This window comes from Candidatus Pelagadaptatus aseana (assembly GCF_040362265.1).
Classification (GTDB): domain Bacteria; phylum Pseudomonadota; class Gammaproteobacteria; order Pseudomonadales; family Cellvibrionaceae; genus Pelagadaptatus; species Pelagadaptatus aseana.
On the sequence record NZ_BAABNJ010000009.1, the window covers coordinates 128637 to 146889 of the forward strand.

19 protein-coding genes and 2 tRNA genes are annotated in these 18253 nt (G+C 53.0%); 7 read left to right on the forward strand and 14 right to left on the reverse strand.

The window, feature by feature from the left end:
- Position 1: 1 nt before the first annotated feature.
- The 3 genes from folK to panB all read left to right on the forward strand — a co-directional run bounded on the left by folK (position 2) and on the right by panB (position 2082).
- Positions 2-493: a 2-amino-4-hydroxy-6-hydroxymethyldihydropteridine diphosphokinase gene (gene folK / locus ACPXV9_RS14015; protein WP_423898274.1), complete on the forward strand. Its 492-nt coding sequence runs from the start codon at positions 2-4 to the stop codon at positions 491-493.
- Between the two features lie 76 nt (positions 494-569).
- Complete coding sequence (locus ACPXV9_RS14020) at positions 570-1211, forward strand: deoxynucleoside kinase (RefSeq protein WP_423898350.1); 642 nt, start codon at positions 570-572, stop codon at positions 1209-1211.
- Between the two features lie 43 nt (positions 1212-1254).
- Entirely contained in the window at positions 1255-2082 is an 828-nt protein-coding gene (panB, locus tag ACPXV9_RS14025) for a 3-methyl-2-oxobutanoate hydroxymethyltransferase (RefSeq protein ID WP_423898352.1), read from the forward strand.
- Positions 2083-2089: 7 nt separating this feature from the next.
- Here panB and ACPXV9_RS14030 read toward each other — a convergent pair whose 3' ends face one another.
- The 9 genes from ACPXV9_RS14030 to ACPXV9_RS14070 all read right to left on the reverse strand — a co-directional run bounded on the left by ACPXV9_RS14030 (position 2090) and on the right by ACPXV9_RS14070 (position 11851).
- Positions 2090-2440: a hypothetical protein gene (locus tag ACPXV9_RS14030; protein ID WP_423898277.1), complete on the reverse strand. Its 351-nt coding sequence runs from the start codon at positions 2438-2440 to the stop codon at positions 2090-2092.
- A 206-nt stretch (positions 2441-2646) separates the two neighbouring features.
- Entirely contained in the window at positions 2647-4794 is a 2148-nt protein-coding gene (pnp, locus tag ACPXV9_RS14035) for a polyribonucleotide nucleotidyltransferase (protein ID WP_423898278.1), read from the reverse strand.
- A 224-nt stretch (positions 4795-5018) separates the two neighbouring features.
- A complete protein-coding gene (gene rpsO / locus ACPXV9_RS14040; protein WP_423898281.1) occupies positions 5019-5288 on the reverse strand; it encodes a 30S ribosomal protein S15 in 270 nt (89 codons plus the stop codon).
- 168 nt (positions 5289-5456) lie between these two features.
- Positions 5457-6395, reverse strand: coding sequence for a tRNA pseudouridine(55) synthase TruB (truB, locus tag ACPXV9_RS14045; protein WP_423898282.1), 939 nt, complete (start codon positions 6393-6395; stop codon positions 5457-5459).
- A gap of 5 nt (positions 6396-6400) precedes the next feature.
- Positions 6401-6784 (reverse strand): 30S ribosome-binding factor RbfA, encoded by a 384-nt coding sequence (rbfA, locus tag ACPXV9_RS14050; protein ID WP_423898284.1) that lies wholly within the window; start codon positions 6782-6784, stop codon positions 6401-6403.
- Between the two features lie 23 nt (positions 6785-6807).
- Entirely contained in the window at positions 6808-9429 is a 2622-nt protein-coding gene (gene infB / locus ACPXV9_RS14055; RefSeq protein WP_423898286.1) for a translation initiation factor IF-2, read from the reverse strand.
- A gap of 22 nt (positions 9430-9451) precedes the next feature.
- On the reverse strand, positions 9452-10954 hold the full coding sequence (nusA, locus tag ACPXV9_RS14060; protein WP_423898289.1) for a transcription termination factor NusA: 1503 nt from the start codon (positions 10952-10954) through the stop codon (positions 9452-9454).
- A gap of 39 nt (positions 10955-10993) precedes the next feature.
- Complete coding sequence (rimP, locus tag ACPXV9_RS14065; RefSeq protein ID WP_423898292.1) at positions 10994-11449, reverse strand: ribosome maturation factor RimP; 456 nt, start codon at positions 11447-11449, stop codon at positions 10994-10996.
- 325 nt (positions 11450-11774) lie between these two features.
- Positions 11775-11851 (reverse strand) — tRNA-Met (locus tag ACPXV9_RS14070).
- A 259-nt stretch (positions 11852-12110) separates the two neighbouring features.
- Between ACPXV9_RS14070 and ACPXV9_RS14075 the strand changes: the two genes are divergently transcribed.
- From ACPXV9_RS14075 to ACPXV9_RS14085, 3 genes are all read left to right on the forward strand, one after another.
- The gene (locus ACPXV9_RS14075) at positions 12111-12335 is read left to right on the forward strand and encodes a hypothetical protein (protein ID WP_423898293.1); all 225 of its coding nucleotides are present in this window, start codon (positions 12111-12113) and stop codon (positions 12333-12335) included.
- On the forward strand, positions 12332-12715 hold the full coding sequence (locus ACPXV9_RS14080; RefSeq protein ID WP_423898295.1) for a hypothetical protein: 384 nt from the start codon (positions 12332-12334) through the stop codon (positions 12713-12715). The genes ACPXV9_RS14075 and ACPXV9_RS14080 overlap by 4 nt, the downstream gene beginning before the upstream one ends.
- Positions 12716-12857: 142 nt before the next feature.
- On the forward strand, positions 12858-14498 hold the full coding sequence (locus tag ACPXV9_RS14085) for a phospholipase D-like domain-containing protein (protein ID WP_423898297.1): 1641 nt from the start codon (positions 12858-12860) through the stop codon (positions 14496-14498).
- On the opposite strand, the gene ACPXV9_RS14090 is transcribed toward ACPXV9_RS14085, so the two are convergent.
- Complete coding sequence (locus ACPXV9_RS14090) at positions 14499-15077, reverse strand: hypothetical protein (RefSeq protein WP_423898300.1); 579 nt, start codon at positions 15075-15077, stop codon at positions 14499-14501.
- 87 nt (positions 15078-15164) lie between these two features.
- The gene (locus ACPXV9_RS14095) at positions 15165-15932 is read right to left on the reverse strand and encodes a hypothetical protein (RefSeq protein ID WP_423898302.1); all 768 of its coding nucleotides are present in this window, start codon (positions 15930-15932) and stop codon (positions 15165-15167) included.
- 174 nt (positions 15933-16106) lie between these two features.
- Between ACPXV9_RS14095 and ACPXV9_RS14100 the strand changes: the two genes are divergently transcribed.
- A complete protein-coding gene (locus ACPXV9_RS14100; RefSeq protein ID WP_423898305.1) occupies positions 16107-16859 on the forward strand; it encodes a hypothetical protein in 753 nt (250 codons plus the stop codon).
- A gap of 95 nt (positions 16860-16954) precedes the next feature.
- Here the strand turns inward: ACPXV9_RS14100 and ACPXV9_RS14105 are convergent.
- The 3 genes from ACPXV9_RS14105 to tpiA form a co-directional block, all read right to left on the reverse strand.
- Positions 16955-17041 (reverse strand) — tRNA-Leu (locus tag ACPXV9_RS14105).
- Positions 17042-17053: 12 nt separating this feature from the next.
- On the reverse strand, positions 17054-17455 hold the full coding sequence (gene secG, locus ACPXV9_RS14110) for a preprotein translocase subunit SecG (protein ID WP_423898308.1): 402 nt from the start codon (positions 17453-17455) through the stop codon (positions 17054-17056).
- Positions 17456-17503: 48 nt separating this feature from the next.
- A complete protein-coding gene (gene tpiA, locus ACPXV9_RS14115; protein WP_423898311.1) occupies positions 17504-18241 on the reverse strand; it encodes a triose-phosphate isomerase in 738 nt (245 codons plus the stop codon).
- Positions 18242-18253 lie beyond the last annotated feature (12 nt).

Consider the following 18253-nt stretch of genomic DNA (forward strand, 5'->3'; position numbering starts at 1 on the left):
CATGACACGAGTCACGGCATACATAGGCCTCGGCAGCAATCTGGAAACTCCCGCAGAACAGGTTCTAAGTGCTCTTGAGGAGTTGGACCAGATCCCAGCCACCAAGCTGGTGCAAAGCTCCAGACTCTACGGCAGCAGTCCCATGGGCCCACAGGATCAACCGGACTACATCAATGCTGCCGCGGCCATCACCACAGAACTGGAAGCCCACGACCTGCTGGATCAGCTGCAGGCCATAGAAAACCGCCACCTGAGGGTGCGCCAACAGCGCTGGGGGGCACGCACGCTGGATCTGGACTTACTGCTTTATGGCCAGCGACAGATACAGACAGAAAGACTCACCGTTCCCCACAGAGAGCTACCCAATAGAAGCTTTGTGCTATACCCTCTGGCAGACATAGACCCCAATCTGACGCTGCCCTCGGGTGACACCCTAGCCAGCCTGTTACAGCAATGCCCCAAACAAGGCATCTGGCCACTGGATGACAACTAACACCCACCATTGACAACCACCACTGACAACAACAGGAACCATTGTGACCCAAGGTTTTGATCTGCAAATTGACGCCATGGACCTCCCCCGCTTTATTGCCGTTGAAGGCGCCATAGGCGTCGGGAAAACCACCTTGACCCACAATCTGGCCGCCACGCTCGGCTACAACACGCTACTGGAAAGAGCCGAGGAGAACCCCTTTCTGGAGCGCTTTTACAAAAACCCAAAAAACTCGGCGCTGGCCACCCAACTGTTTTTTCTGTTTCAGCGGGCCCAACAGATTCAGGATTTGCGTCAGGAAGATCTGTTTGAAACCAATCACGTTGCCGACTTTCTAATGGACAAGGATCGGCTATTTGCCCAGGTAACACTGGATAAAGACGAACTGGCCATCTACGACCAGGTCTACGACCGCCTCACCATTGATGCCCCCGAACCGGATCTGGTGATCTACTTGCAGGCCCCCAACGATATCCTGCTGGAACGCATTCAGATGCGGGGCGTACCCGCGGAAAGAAACATTGACAGCGGCTATCTGACAGCACTTAATGACGCCTACATGGAGTTCTTTCACTTTTACGACAAGGCACCACTGCTGATCGTCAATGCGGCAGAACTGGATCTGGCATCCAACCCGGATCACTACCGACAGCTGGTGGAGTTTATGCTGACCATCAAAAGTGGTCGCCACTACTACAACCCGACACCGACGCTGTAACGCCATATACAACCCCAGATGTAACCACCAGAGCGATATGACTATGCCCTATGGAACCCCTGCCACCACCGGTGGCCTGACCAAAGCCATTACTACCCTGACCCTGCGTAAAATGAAGCAGGAGGGAATCAAGTTCGCCACCGTCGCCCTCTATGACGCTCCAATGGCCGCCATGGCCAAGAAAACCGGTGTAGAAGTATTGCTCGTGGGTGACAGTTTGGGTATGACCGTACTGGGTTATGACAGCACCGTGCCAGTCACCATGGAACAAATGATCTATCACGTCGAAGCGGTTAAACGGGGCAACGACAAATCCCTGATTATGGGTGACATGCCGTTTATGACCTACGCCACTCCCGAGCAAGCACTCACCAATGCCACTCGCATCATGCAGGCCGGCGCCCACATGGTAAAACTGGAGGGCGGAGCCTGGCTGGTGGATACCGTGCAAATGCTCAGTGACCGGGGCATTCCGGTTTGTGCTCATCTGGGGCTGACACCTCAGTCCGTCAATAAGCTGGGAGGTTTCCGGGTTCAGGGCCGCGATGACGCCAAGGCCAACGAGATACTCGAAGACGCCATGGCTCTGGATGCCGCCGGAGCCGATCTGTTGGTACTGGAATGCGTACCCAGCACTCTGGCCAAGAAGATTACCGATGCCGTCAGCATGCCCACCATTGGCATTGGTGCCGGTACCGAAACCGACGCACAGGTACTGGTGATTAACGACATTTTGGGCCTGACAGAACAACCACCGAAATTTTCCAAGAACTTTCTGGTGGAAGCCAAGGACATTCCGGGCGCACTGGAGAAATACGTCAATGATGTCAAAACCGGCGTATTTCCAGACGCCGAGCATATCTTCCTGTAAAGACTCGCTACTGGGGAATCACGTCCATCTCTGGCAAGAACGATTCGACCAGACCTTCCACATCGCAGTCGCTGCAGTCGCGGCGACTGAACGCCTTAGCCTTTGACTCTTTAATCTGTTGTCCCAACTGTGCACAGGGCTCAAACGATACCTTGCGCAACTTCACCACATAGGCATTCAAATCAGAAAACAACGCGTAGTCGCGCAGGTGCAGCTTGGCGTCGGCGTGGGTCTCAAAAACACCGTAATAGAGGGCGAACAAACCGTTATCGCGAACACGACAAAGAAACGGAATCTCCTGGTACTGTGAAGCAATGCGCTGTCCGTAGTCGGCATACTGATAAGTGGCCACTTGCACACTGTACACTAGGTCATACTGAGGCTTTTGTTGCTTAACGGGTTCTGCCGTCACTGCGACTGCCAGCAAACCAAACAAGAATAAAGGAAAAACGCGCATACTTATTTTTCGGTGCCACCGAAGTACTCATTGAAAGCTGATTATCATACCGCAGAAACAAAAGAGCCCGCTAATGCGGGCTCTCGAAACAGGACAAAGAATTAAGTTTATTCTTCACCTTGCTCAGGGGCAGACTCGACTGGCGCTTCAGCGGCAGGAGCCTCTTCAGTCGCTTCCTCGGCCTTGGCCTCTTTGATGGACAGTTTGATACGACCGCGCTGGTCAACGTCCAGACACTTAACGCGCACCATCTGGCCTTCTTCCAGATAATCAGAAACGCTGTTGACACGCTCTTCAGCAATCTGGGAGATGTGCACCAGACCATCTTTACCAGGCAGGAAGTTAACAAAAGCACCGAAGTCGACGATACGAACAACCTTGCCTTCATAGATCTCACCGATTTCAGCTTCGGCAGTAATCTCACCAATGCGATCCAGAGCCGCCTTCAGAGAGTCCTGATCTTCGCCGTAGATCTTCACGGTACCATCGTCATCGATATCGACAGATGCGCCGGTTTCCTCGGTGATGGAGCGAATGGTCGCACCGCCCTTACCAATGATATCGCGGATCTTGTCTGGGTGAACCTTGATGGTTTCGAACTGAGGCGCGGTGTCGGCAACGCCGTCACGAGACTTGTCGATCACCTTGTTCATCTCAGCCAGGATGTGCAGACGAGCGTGCAGAGCCTGCTCCAGAGCGATATCCATGATCTCTTCGGTGATACCCTCGATCTTGATATCCATCTGCAGAGCAGTGATACCGTCGGCAGTACCGGCCACTTTAAAGTCCATGTCACCCAGGTGATCTTCGTCACCCAGAATGTCAGTCAGGACCGCAAAGCCGTTGTCTTCTTTCACCAGACCCATGGCAATGCCGGCAACCGGTGCTTTCAACGGTACACCAGCATCCATCAGTGCCAGAGAGGAACCACATACGGAGGCCATGGAGGAAGAACCGTTGGACTCGGTGATCTCACTGACAACGCGGATGGTGTATGGAAATTCTTCTTCGGTAGGCAGTACCGCAGCGACACCACGACGAGCCAGACGACCATGACCAATCTCACGACGGCCTGTGCCACCCATACGACCCGCTTCACCCACAGAGTAGGGAGGAAAGTTGTAGTGCAGCATAAATGGGTCACGACGGGAGCCTTCCAGTGCATCGATCATCTGCGCGTCACGGGCAGAACCCAGAGTCGCAACAACGATGGCCTGAGTCTCACCACGGGTAAACAATGCAGAACCGTGAGTTTTAGGCAGACTGCCCACTTCCACAGCTATAGGACGAACAGTTTTGGTGTCACGACCATCGATGCGTGGCTCACCGGCAACCACAGACTGACGTACCGTTTGTTTTTCCAGCTTGCTGAATACGCCAGCAACTTCATCACCGCTCACTTCTTCAGTAGCCAGCTGCTCAACCGCAGCGGTGCGCAGCTCGCCCAAACGGCCGTAGCGCTCCATCTTGTCGGTGATTTTGTAAGCTTCTTTGATCTGGGCGCCGAAAGCATCGGCAACAGCAGTTTTCAGGGCTTCGTTCTGTGGCTCGGCAGTCCACTCCCAAGTGGGCTTGGCCGCTTCTTTGGCCAGCTCGTTAACCGCCTGAACAACCGCCTGCAGCTCCTGGTGAGCGTACAGAACAGCACCCAGCATAATGTCTTCCGGCAGCTCTTTGGCTTCGGATTCAACCATCAGTACCGCGTCCTGAGTACCGGCAACCACCATATCCAGCTCAGAAGTTTCCAGAGCGGAATAGGTTGGGTTCAGCAGGTAACCGTCAGCCTGGGTGTAACCCACACGAGCGGCACCAATTGGGCCGTTAAACGGAATGCCGGAAATAGCCAGCGCCGCAGAGGTACCGATCATGGCAGCGATATCCGGATCAACGTCTTTGTTGGCGGACATCACAGTACAGACAACCTGTACTTCGTTCATAAAGCCGTTAGGGAACAGCGGACGGATCGGGCGATCGATCAGGCGGGAAGTCAGAGTTTCTTTCTCGCTCGGACGACCTTCGCGCTTAAAGAAACCGCCAGGGATCTTGCCAGCCGCGTAGGCTTTCTCGATGTAGTGCACAGACAGCGGGAAGAAGTCCTGACCTTCGCGCATACTCTTGGCACCTACAACAGTAACCAGCACCTGGGTATCACCCATGGTAACCATAACCGCACCGGTTGCCTGACGGGCAATGCGGCCGGTTTCTAAAGTGACAGTCTCGCCACCATATTGAAACGTTTTAACTACGGGATTCACAATATTTTCCTTTTCTTCTATTGCGTTTAATTCAATCTATTCAGTCTTAGACCCGTTTAACAACTTGCCACAGTCTCGTACGAAGATTGTGAGCAAACCCAAGCAATTTCCAGCGAAATCAATTGGGTTTGCTCGCAACATGGACTGCACTCTGCATGAGTTAATCAGGCGCTGACAGAACAATAAATAGCAAAGTGCCCGCTAATGCGGGCACTTTGAATCGCTTATCGACGCAGACCCAGGCGTTGGATCAGAGAAGAGTAGCGAGAGGCATCTTTACCTTTCAGGTAGTCCAGCAGCTTACGACGCTGGTTTACCATGCGGATCAGACCACGACGAGAGTGGTGATCCTGCTTGTTGTCCGCGAAGTGACCTTGCAGCTTGTTGATGTTGTGAGTCAACAGAGCAACTTGCACTTCTGGAGAACCGGTATCGCCTTCGGATTGCTGATACTCTTTTACGATTTCAGCTTTTTCAGCAGCATTCAATGCCATGATATTTTCCTCTTAATATGCTTAATAAATTCAGCCACATCCGTGCATATTTACAGACTGGCTACTCATAAAAGCCGACCTAAACCGGCTTATTGTGTTGCCCGGCACCGATTAAAATCAGAACCAGACAGCGCAATTCTTGCAACGGCGACCCTTGCAACTTAACAGTTACATAACGACCAGCCGCTTCGGCGCAATGCGCCCCTCATCGTCGATCACACCAACCCCTAAAAAAGGACCTTGGTCGACAAAAACGCGAACCATATCACCTTCATCGCCAATGCGATAGACCTGAGAGTCCATTACCGGGTTGCCCTGCTTGAAGTAGTAGGCTGAATCTTCCGGCAGATCCAGTCTCGGCAAGCTTGCCACCGGGGCATCCACCGCCAGCAGATGGTGATCCAGAGTCTCGGCCCGGTCCTCACCGCGCTCGGTCTCCAGCGCATCAAGGGTAATGGTATCGGCCACCTCAAATGGGCCGGCCTGAGTGCGGTGCAGTTTTACCACATGGGCACCACAGCCTAGCTTGTGACCGAGATCTTCGCCAATACTGCGAATGTAAGTCCCCTTACTGCAGTGCACGTCGACGTCGACTTCCGCCTCGACACCCGGCCTGAAATCAAGAATATCGGCTGAGTAAACGGTCACTTCCCGAGCGTCACGTTCAATTTCAATCCCCTGACGGGCCAGTTTGTAGAGCGGCTGACCATTATGCTTCAACGCCGAATACATCGGGGGCACCTGCTGAATGGTGCCTACAAAATCTGCCAGAGCATCTGCCACTGATTGCAGCGTAATGGCCGAGGCATCAACCGGGTCCAGCAACTCACCATCACTATCACCCGTGGTCGAAAAAGCACCCAAGCGATAAGTCACCTGATAACGCTTATCAGCATCAAGCAAAAACTGGGAAAACTTGGTGGCCTCACCAAAACACAGAGGCAACACGCCAGTAGCCAGCGGATCAAGACTGCCGGTGTGACCGGCCTTGGCCGCAAAAAACAGCCGTTTCGCCATCTGCAGCGCACCATTAGACGTCACACCCTGAGGTTTGTTCAATAACAAAACGCCGTGCACGGCACGACCTTTGGCTCGTCTGCGCCCCATGGAGGTTATTGCTCGTCGTCGGAGCGGGATTGATCCTGAGCCACAGCCCGATCAATCAGGGATGACAAGGCCTGCCCCTTCACGGACGTCTTGTCATAGATAAAATTCAAACGTGGTGTCATGCGGATATCCAGCTCTTTGGCCAACATTGAGCGCAAAAAGCCGGACGCCTTGTTCAGAGCCTGGGTAGACTCTTCGATTTCCGCATCGGTTTCCCGATCCACATAAGTCACATAGACTCTGGCGTGAGACAGATCGCGGCTGACTTCTACGTCGTTGATATTGACCATACCAACTCGCGGGTCGCGCACTTCAAACTGGATCGCCTGAGCCAGAAAACGCTGAATAGCGTCGGCCAGACGATCGGTACGATTAAATTCTCTTGCCATAGGTCTCTACTTCTCCGCGCGACTTAAAGCTCGCGCGCAACCTCTTTTACATCAAACACTTCGATTTGATCGCCAACCTTAACGTCGTAGTCCTTAACACCGATACCACACTCGGTACCACTGCGTACTTCGGCCACGTCGTCTTTAAAGCGGCGCAGAGATTCCAACTCGCCTTCAAAGATCACCACATTGTCGCGCAGTACACGGATCGGCTTGTTGCGGTACACGGTACCCTCAACCACCATACAACCAGCCACCTGACCAAACTTGGGCGAACGGAATACTTCACGCACGTCGGCAATACCAACAATCTCTTCAATACGCTCAGGCTCGAGCATGCCAGCCAGCGCACCTTTCACCTCATCCAACAGCTGATAAATGATGCTGTAGTAGCGAATCTCGATGGACTCACGCTCAGCCAGTTTACGGGCAGAGGCATCGGCACGGACATTAAAGCCCAGCACAATCGCGTTAGAGGTCAATGCCAGATTGACGTCGTTCTCGGTAATGCCACCGACACCGGACACAATCACATTGACCTGAACCTCATCGTTACCGATATCCATCAGGGCAGACTGAATGGCTTCCAGAGAACCGCGCACGTCGGTTTTCAGAACCACAGGCAGAATCTTCTTCTCACCTGCGCCCATACCGGCAAACATGTTCTCCAGCTTGGCCGCTTGCTGACGTTGCTGACGGGCTTCGCGCTCTTTCTCGGCGCGGAAGTTAGCCACTTCACGGGCTTTACGCTCGTCGGCCACCACAACAAATTCTTCACCTGCCTCCGGAGGACTGTCCAGACCCAGAATTTCTACCGGAGTAGACGGGCCCGCTTCTTTGACTTTCTTGCCCAGCTCATTGGTCATAGCGCGCACGCGACCATAGCTCTGACCAGCCAGCATAATATTACCGCCTTTCAGCTCGCCGGCTTGCACCAGAACAGTCGCAACCACACCACGACCCTTGTCCATGCGGGATTCAATCACCACGCCGCGACCGGGAACACCGACAGGGGCTTCCAGTTCCAGCATTTCTGCCTGCAGGGACACCGCCTCCAGCAGCTCATCAATACCTTCACCGGTGTGAGCAGATACGTGGATAAACTGAGTATCACCACCCCACTCTTCCGGGATCACTTCTTTGGCAGACAGCTCGTTCTTAACGCGCTCCGGATCGGCCGCTTCTTTATCAATCTTGTTGACCGCAACCACGATAGGCACGCCAGCAGCACGGGCATGCTGAACCGCTTCTTCGGTTTGCGGCATAACGCCATCATCGGCAGCCACAACCAGAATCACCACGTCGGTACACTGGGCACCGCGGGCACGCATAGAGGTAAAGGCGGCGTGGCCCGGGGTATCCAGAAACGCAATCTCGCCCTTCTCGGTTTGTACGCGGTAGGCACCAATGTGCTGGGTAATACCGCCAGCCTCGCCGGACACCACTTTGGTGTTGCGAATGTAATCGAGCAGTGAGGTCTTACCGTGATCAACGTGACCCATAACGGTAACGACCGGTGCGCGAGCTTCCATATCACCTTCATGAGCAATGGCTTGCTCAAGGGACTCTTCCACTTCGTTGCCACTCAGCAGCTTGGCACTGTGGCCCATCTCCTCAACCACCAGTTGAGCAGTTTCCTGATCAAGGGATTGATTCATGGTCGCCATGGTACCCATCTTCATCAGGTTTTTAACCACTTCACCGGCTTTGACAGACATACGCTGCGCCAGATCGGCAACGGTAATGGTTTCTGGAATTTCTACTTCGTGCACTATTTTTCCTGTGGGTCGTTTAAAGCCATGCTTATTGCTCAGCTTGATGGCCTTGCGGGGCGCAGACTTGCGTTTGGCTGGCTTGGCCGGCTCGTCATCGCGCTCCAGCTCTTCCATTTCATCCAGCTCGTGAAGCAAATCAGACTTACTGGTCTTTTTATTGCCCAGCTTTTTGGCAGGCTTAGCAGCTTTCTTACGCTGCTCTTCAATTTCATCAACCTCATCGATGGCATCAACAGGCTTCTCTTTCTTCTTGCCATGCTTGCCTTTCTCCTCTTCCTGCTGGGCTTTCAAGGCTTCAGCTTCGGCGGCAGCACGCTGCTGCACAGGATCTTCGACAGGTTTTTCAGCCGACTGTTGCTTCTGCTCAGCCTGCTGACGCTCTTCTTCCTCTTTCTGGCGACGGGCTTCCAGCGCCGCAATACGCTTTTTCTCTGCATTGGCCAGAATATCATCCACTGAAGGCTCAGCTTTAGGCGCTTCCTCAACCTTGACCGGCTCAGGCGCTGGCTGCTCAGGAGCCTCTTGCGGCTGTTCTACTTCAGCCTGTGGCGCTTCTTCGACAACTTCTTCTGCATCGCGTTTCACAAAAGTACGTTTTTTACGCACTTCGACATTGACCGTCTTGCGAGAGGCACCACTGCCCGTCTTAAGGGTGGTCGTAGTTTTACGCTTCAGGGTAATTTTCTTGGGAGTCTCTGTGGACTCACCATGCTGGGTCTTCAGATAAGCCAGCAGGGTTTTCTTTTCTTCATCGGACACCAACGCATTCTCATCAGTATGCTTGAGGCCCGCCTCTGCCATTTGTTTCAACAGGCGCTCTACCGAGGCACCTACTGACTTGGCCAGTTCACTAACGGTTACTTCTGCCATGTTCTTTCCTCGTCCTCAGTAGTTACTGATTGTCCTCGTCCTGCGCCTCTGCGAACCACGGCTCGCGCGCCTTCATAATCAATGCTGCGGCACGCTCTTCATCCATGCCTTCAATATCCAGCAACTCATCCACCGCCTGCTCAGCCAGGTCGTCCATGGTGATCACACCACGGCTCGCCAGCAAGTAGGCCAGATGCTTATCCATGCCTTCCATAGTCAGAAGATCTTCAGCAGGCTCGGTATCGAGCTGCTCTTCGGTAGCCAGAGCCTGAGTCAACAGGGCATCCTTGGCGCGGCTGCGCAATTCACCGGCGATGTCCTCATCGAAGCCATCGATTTCTGCCATTTCTTCCAATGGTACGTAAGCTACTTCTTCCAGCGTGGTAAAACCTTCTTCCGCCAAAACGCCAGCCACGTCCTCATCCACATCGAGGGCATTCATAAACAACTCGATACTGCTGCCAGCCTCTTCTTCCTGCTTGGCCTGCCAGTCTTCAATGCTCATTACATTGATGGACCACTGGGTCAGCTCACTGGCCAGACGTACATTTTGACCGCTACGGCCAATGGCCTGAGCCAGGTTTTCTTCGTCGACGGCAACGTCCATGGAACCGGCATCTTCATCAACCACAATGGATTCAATCTCGGCCGGCGCCATGGCATTGATAACAAACTGAGCCACGTTATCGTCCCACATCACGATATCAATGCGCTCACCACCCAACTCATTGGAAACCGCCTGAACACGTGAACCACGCATACCCACACAGGCACCCACTGGATCAATGCGACCATCATTGGTGGTTACGGCGATCTTGGCGCGAGACCCTGGATCACGGGCAGCACCCTTAAGCTCGATGACCTGCTCGGATATTTCCGGCACTTCAATCTTGAACAGCTCAATCAGCATTTCCGGACAGGAGCGCGACAAGAACAGCTGTGGACCACGCGTCTCGGTACGAATATCCAGCAGCAGCGCACGCACCCGATCGCCCATGCGAAATACTTCACGGCCAACCAGTTGATCACGGGGCAACAAGCCTTCCGCATTATTTCCCAAATCAACAATGATGCTGTCACGGGTCACTTTTTTCACGGTACCGCTGATCAGTTCACCCACACGATCACGATAGAGTTCAACAATCTGTGCACGCTCGGCTTCACGAACCTTCTGCACAATAACCTGTTTGGCGGTCTGGGCAGCAATACGGCCGAACTCAACGTTTTCTACGACTTCCTGGTAGATATCGCCCACCTTCAGATCAGAGTCTTTTTCCGCCGCTTCTTCGGTGGTCAGCTGAGTGCCCAATTCCGCCAGCACATCATCTGCAACCACTTCCCAGCTTCTTGTGGTGACGTAGTCGCCAGTCTTGCGATCAATCACAACCTCAATGGTGGACTCTTCGTCGTAGCGTTTTTTAGCTGCAGTGGCCAGAGCCAGCTCAATAGCTTCAAAAATAACGCCCTGATCGACACCTTTTTCATTTGAAACCGCCTCGGCGACCAACAAAATTTCTTTGCTCATGCGTATGCCTCACTCAACCGCACTTATCAACATAATCCGTTAAAAACGGGGCACAATATTAGCTTTCTCAATCAATTCAATGGGCAGAAGATATTCATGCTCATCCACCACAACCAGCACTTCGTCAGATTCGACGCCGCGCAAAACACCGGAAAACTTGCGACGCCCTTCAAAGGCCGAACGCAATTTGATGTTTACCTGCTCACCGCTATAGCGAGCAAACTGCTCAAGAGTATAGAGCGGACGATCCATGCCCGGCGAAGACACCTCCAGGGTGTACTCACCGGCAATCGGATCTTCCACATCCAGCACACTACTGACCTGGCGACTGACAGACTCACATTCCGTCAGACCAACACCGCCCTCCTTATCTATATAAAGACGCAAGGTGCTGTGACGCCCCTGAGAGAAATACTCCAAACCCCAGAGTTCACACCCCAAAGATTTGACTACAGGAGTCAGCATTTCTGTCAACTGATCGTGCTTAGATGCCATCACTCAATACCCATTCCGTGCCCTGCCCCTGCGATCCGCTAACAACGTTTCGAAGAGCGCGAGCCCCAAAAACAAAAAATGGGCTCAAGGCCCATCCAACATGTACGACTCTCGCCGCACCAAACTCCAGATACAAAAAAACCCCTAAAGAGGGGCCTTTGACTGCCGGCACAACAACACTTGCCCGGCCCGACCTGCAAACTTCACAGATCTATGAAAATTGGTAGCGGAGACTGAATCTAAACCAACGACCTTCGCCGGCCATGCCGCCCAGATAAAGAGGAGCCCGAGGGCGTCAGCGTCTCTATCTCACCAACTCATGAATTGGTAGCGGGGGCTGGATTTGAACCAACGACCTTCGGGTTATGAGCCCGACGAGCTACCAGACTGCTCCACCCCGCATCCATGACTCAGCTAAAGTCCCTCACCAAATGAGGCTGACCCCCTAACTGAGGACGCGAATTATAGGGAAGCCGCACCAAGCGGTCAAGGCCAAGTTGGCATTTAATTGTTCTTTTACAGTAATAAAATAGCAGCGATGCAGAAGAAGGCGGAAGAGTTGATTAATATCAGAACAAGCAGCTTTATTTAGCGGCACGGTATTCTAAAATTGCTACACAAACTGCCACCACCATCTTTCAATGCAAACAAGGAAGCCACCATGAACGAAGAGCAAACCAACACCAACGAGAGCAAGCCCTCCACGCCGCAAGCAACACAAAGCACGGCACCCAAGCCCAAAGCAGCAACCAAGAAAACCGCTGCAAAAAAGGCACCGGCCAAAAAGGCGGCAAGCAAAAAAGCCCCAGCAAAGAAAAAGGCGCCCGCCAAGAAAGCACCGGCCAAAAAGGCCGCTGCTAAAAAGGCGCCCGCAAAAAAACCGTGACGCCACGCTCAGTCAGCAAAGCCCAAAACCTGAAAGCCAAGAGCCAGCAGTCCTATAAAGAAGCCAGAGAAAAGCTGGAAGGTTTTCTGAGTGATACCACCAAGAAGTTACGCAGTTACGAAAAGGACCTGCGCAGTCGCAGCGAAAAACTGCTGAACACCAAACGCGCGGAACAGGCGCTGAAGGACCTGAAAAAAGACTATGACGATACTCGCAAGCGCTACCAAAAAACCGTGAAGGACTTCCGAGCCATTGCCAAAGCACAGGAAAACCTGCTGAAGCTGGCTTACGAAGAAGAAAAGAAAGTCGCCCAGAAACTGATGGACGAACAAAAGAAAATCCTCAAGGACTTGAAAAAGACCACCACCAAGAAGAAATAACCCCATCATCTCAGCCCGGCCTCAATGGCCGGGCCCCACCCTGCTCAAATCACCGCCTTCCCGATCTATGTTTGTGCACCATCTGTGATGTAATCTAAGATCATACAAACTCCAATAATAGAATGCATTCGGGCACCAACTTATGACGATATGGGCACAGCCAACTACTTTTCCTTGGGGCCTCGCTGGCTTGCGGATCAATCATGTCATCACCCCCAGGCACTGGCGCAGCCTGTTTTGCGCCCTGCTCATCTGCCTGACCTCAGCCTGCGGCAGCCTCCCCAAAAACGACCAACAGAAAACCTCATACGCGATGAAAGACACGGCACACACTCAACTGGGAAAGGGCATCTACGAATGGCGCAATAAAAACAGTGTATCGGACGAAGACTCTGGCCTGCTACTGCTGAAGGACGGAGTCAATGCCTTTGTCGCCCGCATTGCCATCGCCCGACTCTCCAGCGAGACACTCGACATCCAATACTACCTGTACCACAACGATCTGGCCGGCGGCTTGCTGACTTCAGAACTCTGGCGAGCGGCTGAACGAGGCGTCCGGGTACGGGTTCTATTGGACGATATGGACATGGCCGGCAGAGACAAAAATCTGGCCATTCTCAATGCTCACAAAAACATAGAGATAAGGATCTTTAACCCCTTTATCCGCGGCAAAGCCAGAACCAGCCAATTTGTTACCCGTTTTGGCAGCGTCACTCGACGCTCCCACAATAAAGCCATGATTGCCGACAACCAGATCGGCATTATCGGCGGCCGCAACATTGGCGACGAATATTTTTCTGCCGACCCCAATATGGAGTTTGGCGACCTCGACATCGCCATCACCCGCCCGGGAGCACTGGATATTTCTGCTGAATTCGATCTTTACTGGAACAACCAGCTGGCCTACCCGGTGGCAACATTAATACCCAAGCAAACCACTCCCGAAGAACTTGCCTCGGTGGAACACTATGTCGCGGAATTTGCCGAAGAGCACAAAGACTCCGAATACATCCAGCGACTGATCAACAGTGAGTTCATTCAGCGAATCGAGTCCGGTACCACCCCCTACCACTCTGGCAAGGTGGAGATACTCTACGACCACCCGAATAAAATATCCTCCGATCGCGACCAGATTGAATTCCATCTGACACCGAAACTGGCTCCCTATATCACCGGCACCCAGAGCGAACTGCTGGTTATTTCGCCCTATTTTGTACCGGGCAAACAGGGGGTGGAATTCTTCTCCGCCATGAAGGCCCGGGGAATTCAGGTGAAAGTACTCACCAACTCGCTGACATCCAATGACGTTCCCATAGTTCACGCCGGTTATTCAAAGTACCGAAAGCGCCTGCTAAAGGCCGGTGTTGAAATTTTTGAGCTGGACAAAGAAGCTCTGGGACAGGACTTTAAACGCCATAAGAGCCGACTCACACGAGAGGGACTTAAGGGTTCAAAAGCCAGCCTGCACGCCAAATATTTTATAATGGATCGCAAGACGGCTTTTATCGGCTCACTGAATCTTGATCCGCGGTCGGTAGTGGAAAATACAGAAATTGGCGCGGTTGTGGATTCACCAGAACTCGCAACCGAACTGGCCGAGGAGTTCGACCAGTACATCAAGAAAATTGCCTTTGAATTAAAACTGCAAGACAACCGGATCGTTTGGCACCGCCACGGCAACCAAGGCAACATTAAAACTTTTTACAAGGAGCCCCACAGCTCCTGGTGGGATCGATTCAGCATCAACCTGATGAAATTGCTGCCCGCTGAATCCCAGTTATGATCAACGTCGCGGAATATCCTGCAGCAGGTCAGCAATCACCACTTTAATTCGCTCCTGTTGCTGGGCAGCAGAAAATTCCGGGTGCAAAGCTCCCTGTATGGCCGAGCGCCAGAGAAACTGACGACTGCCCGGGCGGGCCAACCCCACCAACAACATACCTTGCTGCAACTGATCCGGAGAAGCCCCGAGAGAGGGGTAGAGCTGAGCCACCTCCAATACCGCATCACCAGCTGGAGAATCACCGAGAACGATTGCCGCCACGACTTCGTAACGGCCACCTTTACCCGGCACGACAGGAAAACCAAGAGCCATAAAACCCTGCTCAAAAACGTTACGCACCTGCCGCGCTTCGACATGCTCAATGGCCCCCGGCATAACCTCACCTTCGACAACAATAACGTCCCGACGCCAATTCAAGGTATCACCAGCCTCCAGATAAAAACCCGGCGCCGTAACAGACACCTCCGATAAACGCGGCTTATCCAAGACTCGTGGTGCCATGTCCACAGTTTGCGGACTGGAACAAGCCACACAAAACCAAAGCGAGGCAACCACTACCACCAGACCCTTAACTGACATAACTTCTCCATCTCCTTTTCATCCCCATATCCTTTTCACTCCCGCACCATTTGCCCCCAAGCCGAACACAGGCTCCATGATTGCCGATCAATACAGATACAACAGGCTAAAACCGGCAGCAATTTCTGTCACATCGTATTTAAACCAATCGTCATCGCCCTCAGAATGCTTCTCGAAATTGATGTCTTTCACATCAATCAAGCCTCTCAACATCCAGTTTTCGCCAAATGTCTTATCCAGCGATGTGACAAAATGCACCGTATCGGAGTTATTGAAGCCATAATCCAATTGATTGCTCCATGTGAGGGTCGGTGAAATCTGGTAGTTGTAACTCACCCCCAACAACAGATCGGTCCTGTCTTCATCCACCGCCCCATCGAAAGCGGTCAAACCGCCAATGGCGATGTCGGTATCATATTCCTGAACCCCATAGCGCAGGCCCAGAATGGCGCCCCAGGCATGCTTACCCGAGCGGTGAAAGGTGTAATCGACCAACCCTTCTGCCACCAGTGTGTAATAGGTAATATCAGCCGAAGCGGTTAGTGGCCCAACGGAGGCAGAGCCCTTATCTTCCAGTTCCAGCTTGTCGATCGAATAACGGAATGTCAGATCGCCGTTGGTGGAAAAACCATCGAGACTAAGACCCGACTCAAACAGCTCGGCAATTGTGCCGGTATCCAGATGCACATCGGTATTCAGTGGCCCCGATAACAGCACCGTATCGAAGCCGGATTCACCCTGCACATTGAGCCCCGTCAGGGTGACCCCCACTCCATGCTCCCAATCACCGGCCGATGCCGCCACAGAATTGAGACCACCAATACCTACTATCATTAACCACTTGATCAACTTCATTGCCACCACCTCTTCCAAGACTCAAATCAGTATAGACACAGCCTTCAACCTCGGGACCGATAACTGACTAGTTACACTCAACAGACAAATGGTTATGACAGGATTGACCAATCACGGTTCCTCTTAAACCCCAACAATATAACGGCCCGTGCAGCCTTGGCGTATAATTCCAACATGAATATTTCTGGTGCCGGCTTTTCCATTCCTCTTGCCACCAGCCGCCCCAATCCTGCGGCTGAGAGCCCTCCTGTAAATCCAGCCAGCAACCCATCGTCGACACGCCCTGAACCGGATGATCGACCAGAGGTTCGAGTCCGTCAAAGCCAAGCTCCGGAGCGACTGGAAACTGACACACCGGAGCAACCGCCGAGACAAGCACCCGATTCAGGCCCACCCGCGGATGACACGCCCGAACAGCCTCCGGAATCCGTCCCGCTGACCCCACTGGAACCCAGCGAACCGGCGCCGCGCCTGAGCATTGAGATCACCCCATCAGAAGATAACGTCAGTACTGGTGATCGCTCCAACAACAGCGCCACCATCACTCTGGAAACCCCCAACCTCAGCATCAGCCGTGAAGTCACCCGGCAAGAGGTGGCAGACAACGCAGAGGATCGCTCTCAACAAGCTCTGGCCAGAGCTGCGCTTGGAATTGATCAACCCGGCCCTGTTGCCCGGGCCACCCTGCGCAATGCAGACTTGGATAACAGCGACATAGAAACGCTGGCTGTCGCCCGCAACCAGCAGAATCTGGCAAACACCTACCTGAATATTGCCCAACCGGATGACAACACCAATTCTGGAGCCTCATCCTCTAACCCGGCGGTTGAACTTGCAAACGAGGCAATCGATGCCCGCACTCGCCAGACATTGCTTTTCTCAGGAGTGGAAAGACTCGGGGACTCTGGCATCTCAACCAAGGCCTGATTGGTACCATTCTCTTCAACTCGCGCTATGAAAGCGCGTGAATATGTGGGAATAAAAAAGCCCGACTGCTTTCACAGCCGGGCTTTTTATTTGTATGGTGCCTAGGGCGGGACTTGAACCCGCACGAGCTATCGCTCACCACCCCCTCAAGATGGCGTGTCTACCAATTTCACCACCTAGGCATATTCAGAGAATTACTCAGTAGCAGGAATTTCTGCTGCCGGGATATCACCGGCGGCCGATTTTACAGAAGTTTCCGCCTGAGGGATATCACCAATTACTTCATCAGCACCAGCCTCAACAGCTGCTGGAACTTCCTCAGAAAACTCCACGGAAGGCATATCTGGCAGATCGGTAATACCGGCTTTTTGCTTGGCAACAACCGCCAAACCAAAACTGGTAATAAAAAATATGGTTGCCAGAATTGCTGTAGCGCGGGTAAAAAAGTTACCGCCACCGGCACTGCCGAAAACAGTCTGAGAGGCACCGCCACCAAATGAAGCACCAGCCTCTGCACCCTTGCCCTGCTGCAGCAGAATCAGGGCAATAATCGCAACTGCCGCCAACACATGAACTACGAGAATTACACTTTCCATTTTTCCATCCTGCAAGTTGCCAACAAGGCAACCATTTATAAATAATCTTTAGCGATTCGCCGCTTCACAAATGGCCAGAAAATCTTCCGCCTTCAGGGAAGCGCCACCAACCAGCGCGCCATCAATATCGGCTTGAGCAAACAGCTCGCTGGCATTATCGGCTTTAACACTACCACCATACAAAACCTGAACACTGGCACCAGCCTGTCCAAGCTTTTCACGGATAAACTGATGCACTTCCTGAGCTTGCTCTGGGGATGCCGTTTTACCGGTACCAATGGCCCAAACAGGCTCATAGGCAACAACGACATCCTCAAAGGCCTCTTCACCAATCTGACTCAAGACGGCATCCAGTTGCTCAGCAATGATTGCCAGCGCCTGACCGGATTCACGTTGCTCAAGGGACTCGCCCACGCACAGTACCGGTGTCACTTTGGCCGCCAAAACAGTGGCTACCTTATCGGCAACATCCTGATCGGTTTCGCCATGATACTGGCGACGCTCAGAGTGACCGACGATGGCGTAACGACAACCCAGCTCTGCCAACATGGGCGCAGCCAGCTCACCGGTGTAAGCGCCGGACTGGTATTTACTCGCATCCTGTGAACCCACAGCAATATCAGTACCCGACAGCAGCTCCAGAGTTTGAGCAATGTAAACCGCTGGCGGACAAACTCCCACCTGGGCCTGCCCCGACCAACCTGCAGCAAGCTCCTGCAACAGAGCCCGATTGCTGTCGGTACAACCATTCATCTTCCAGTTGCCGAGTATCAGTGGTTGGCGCATGTTCTCTATACC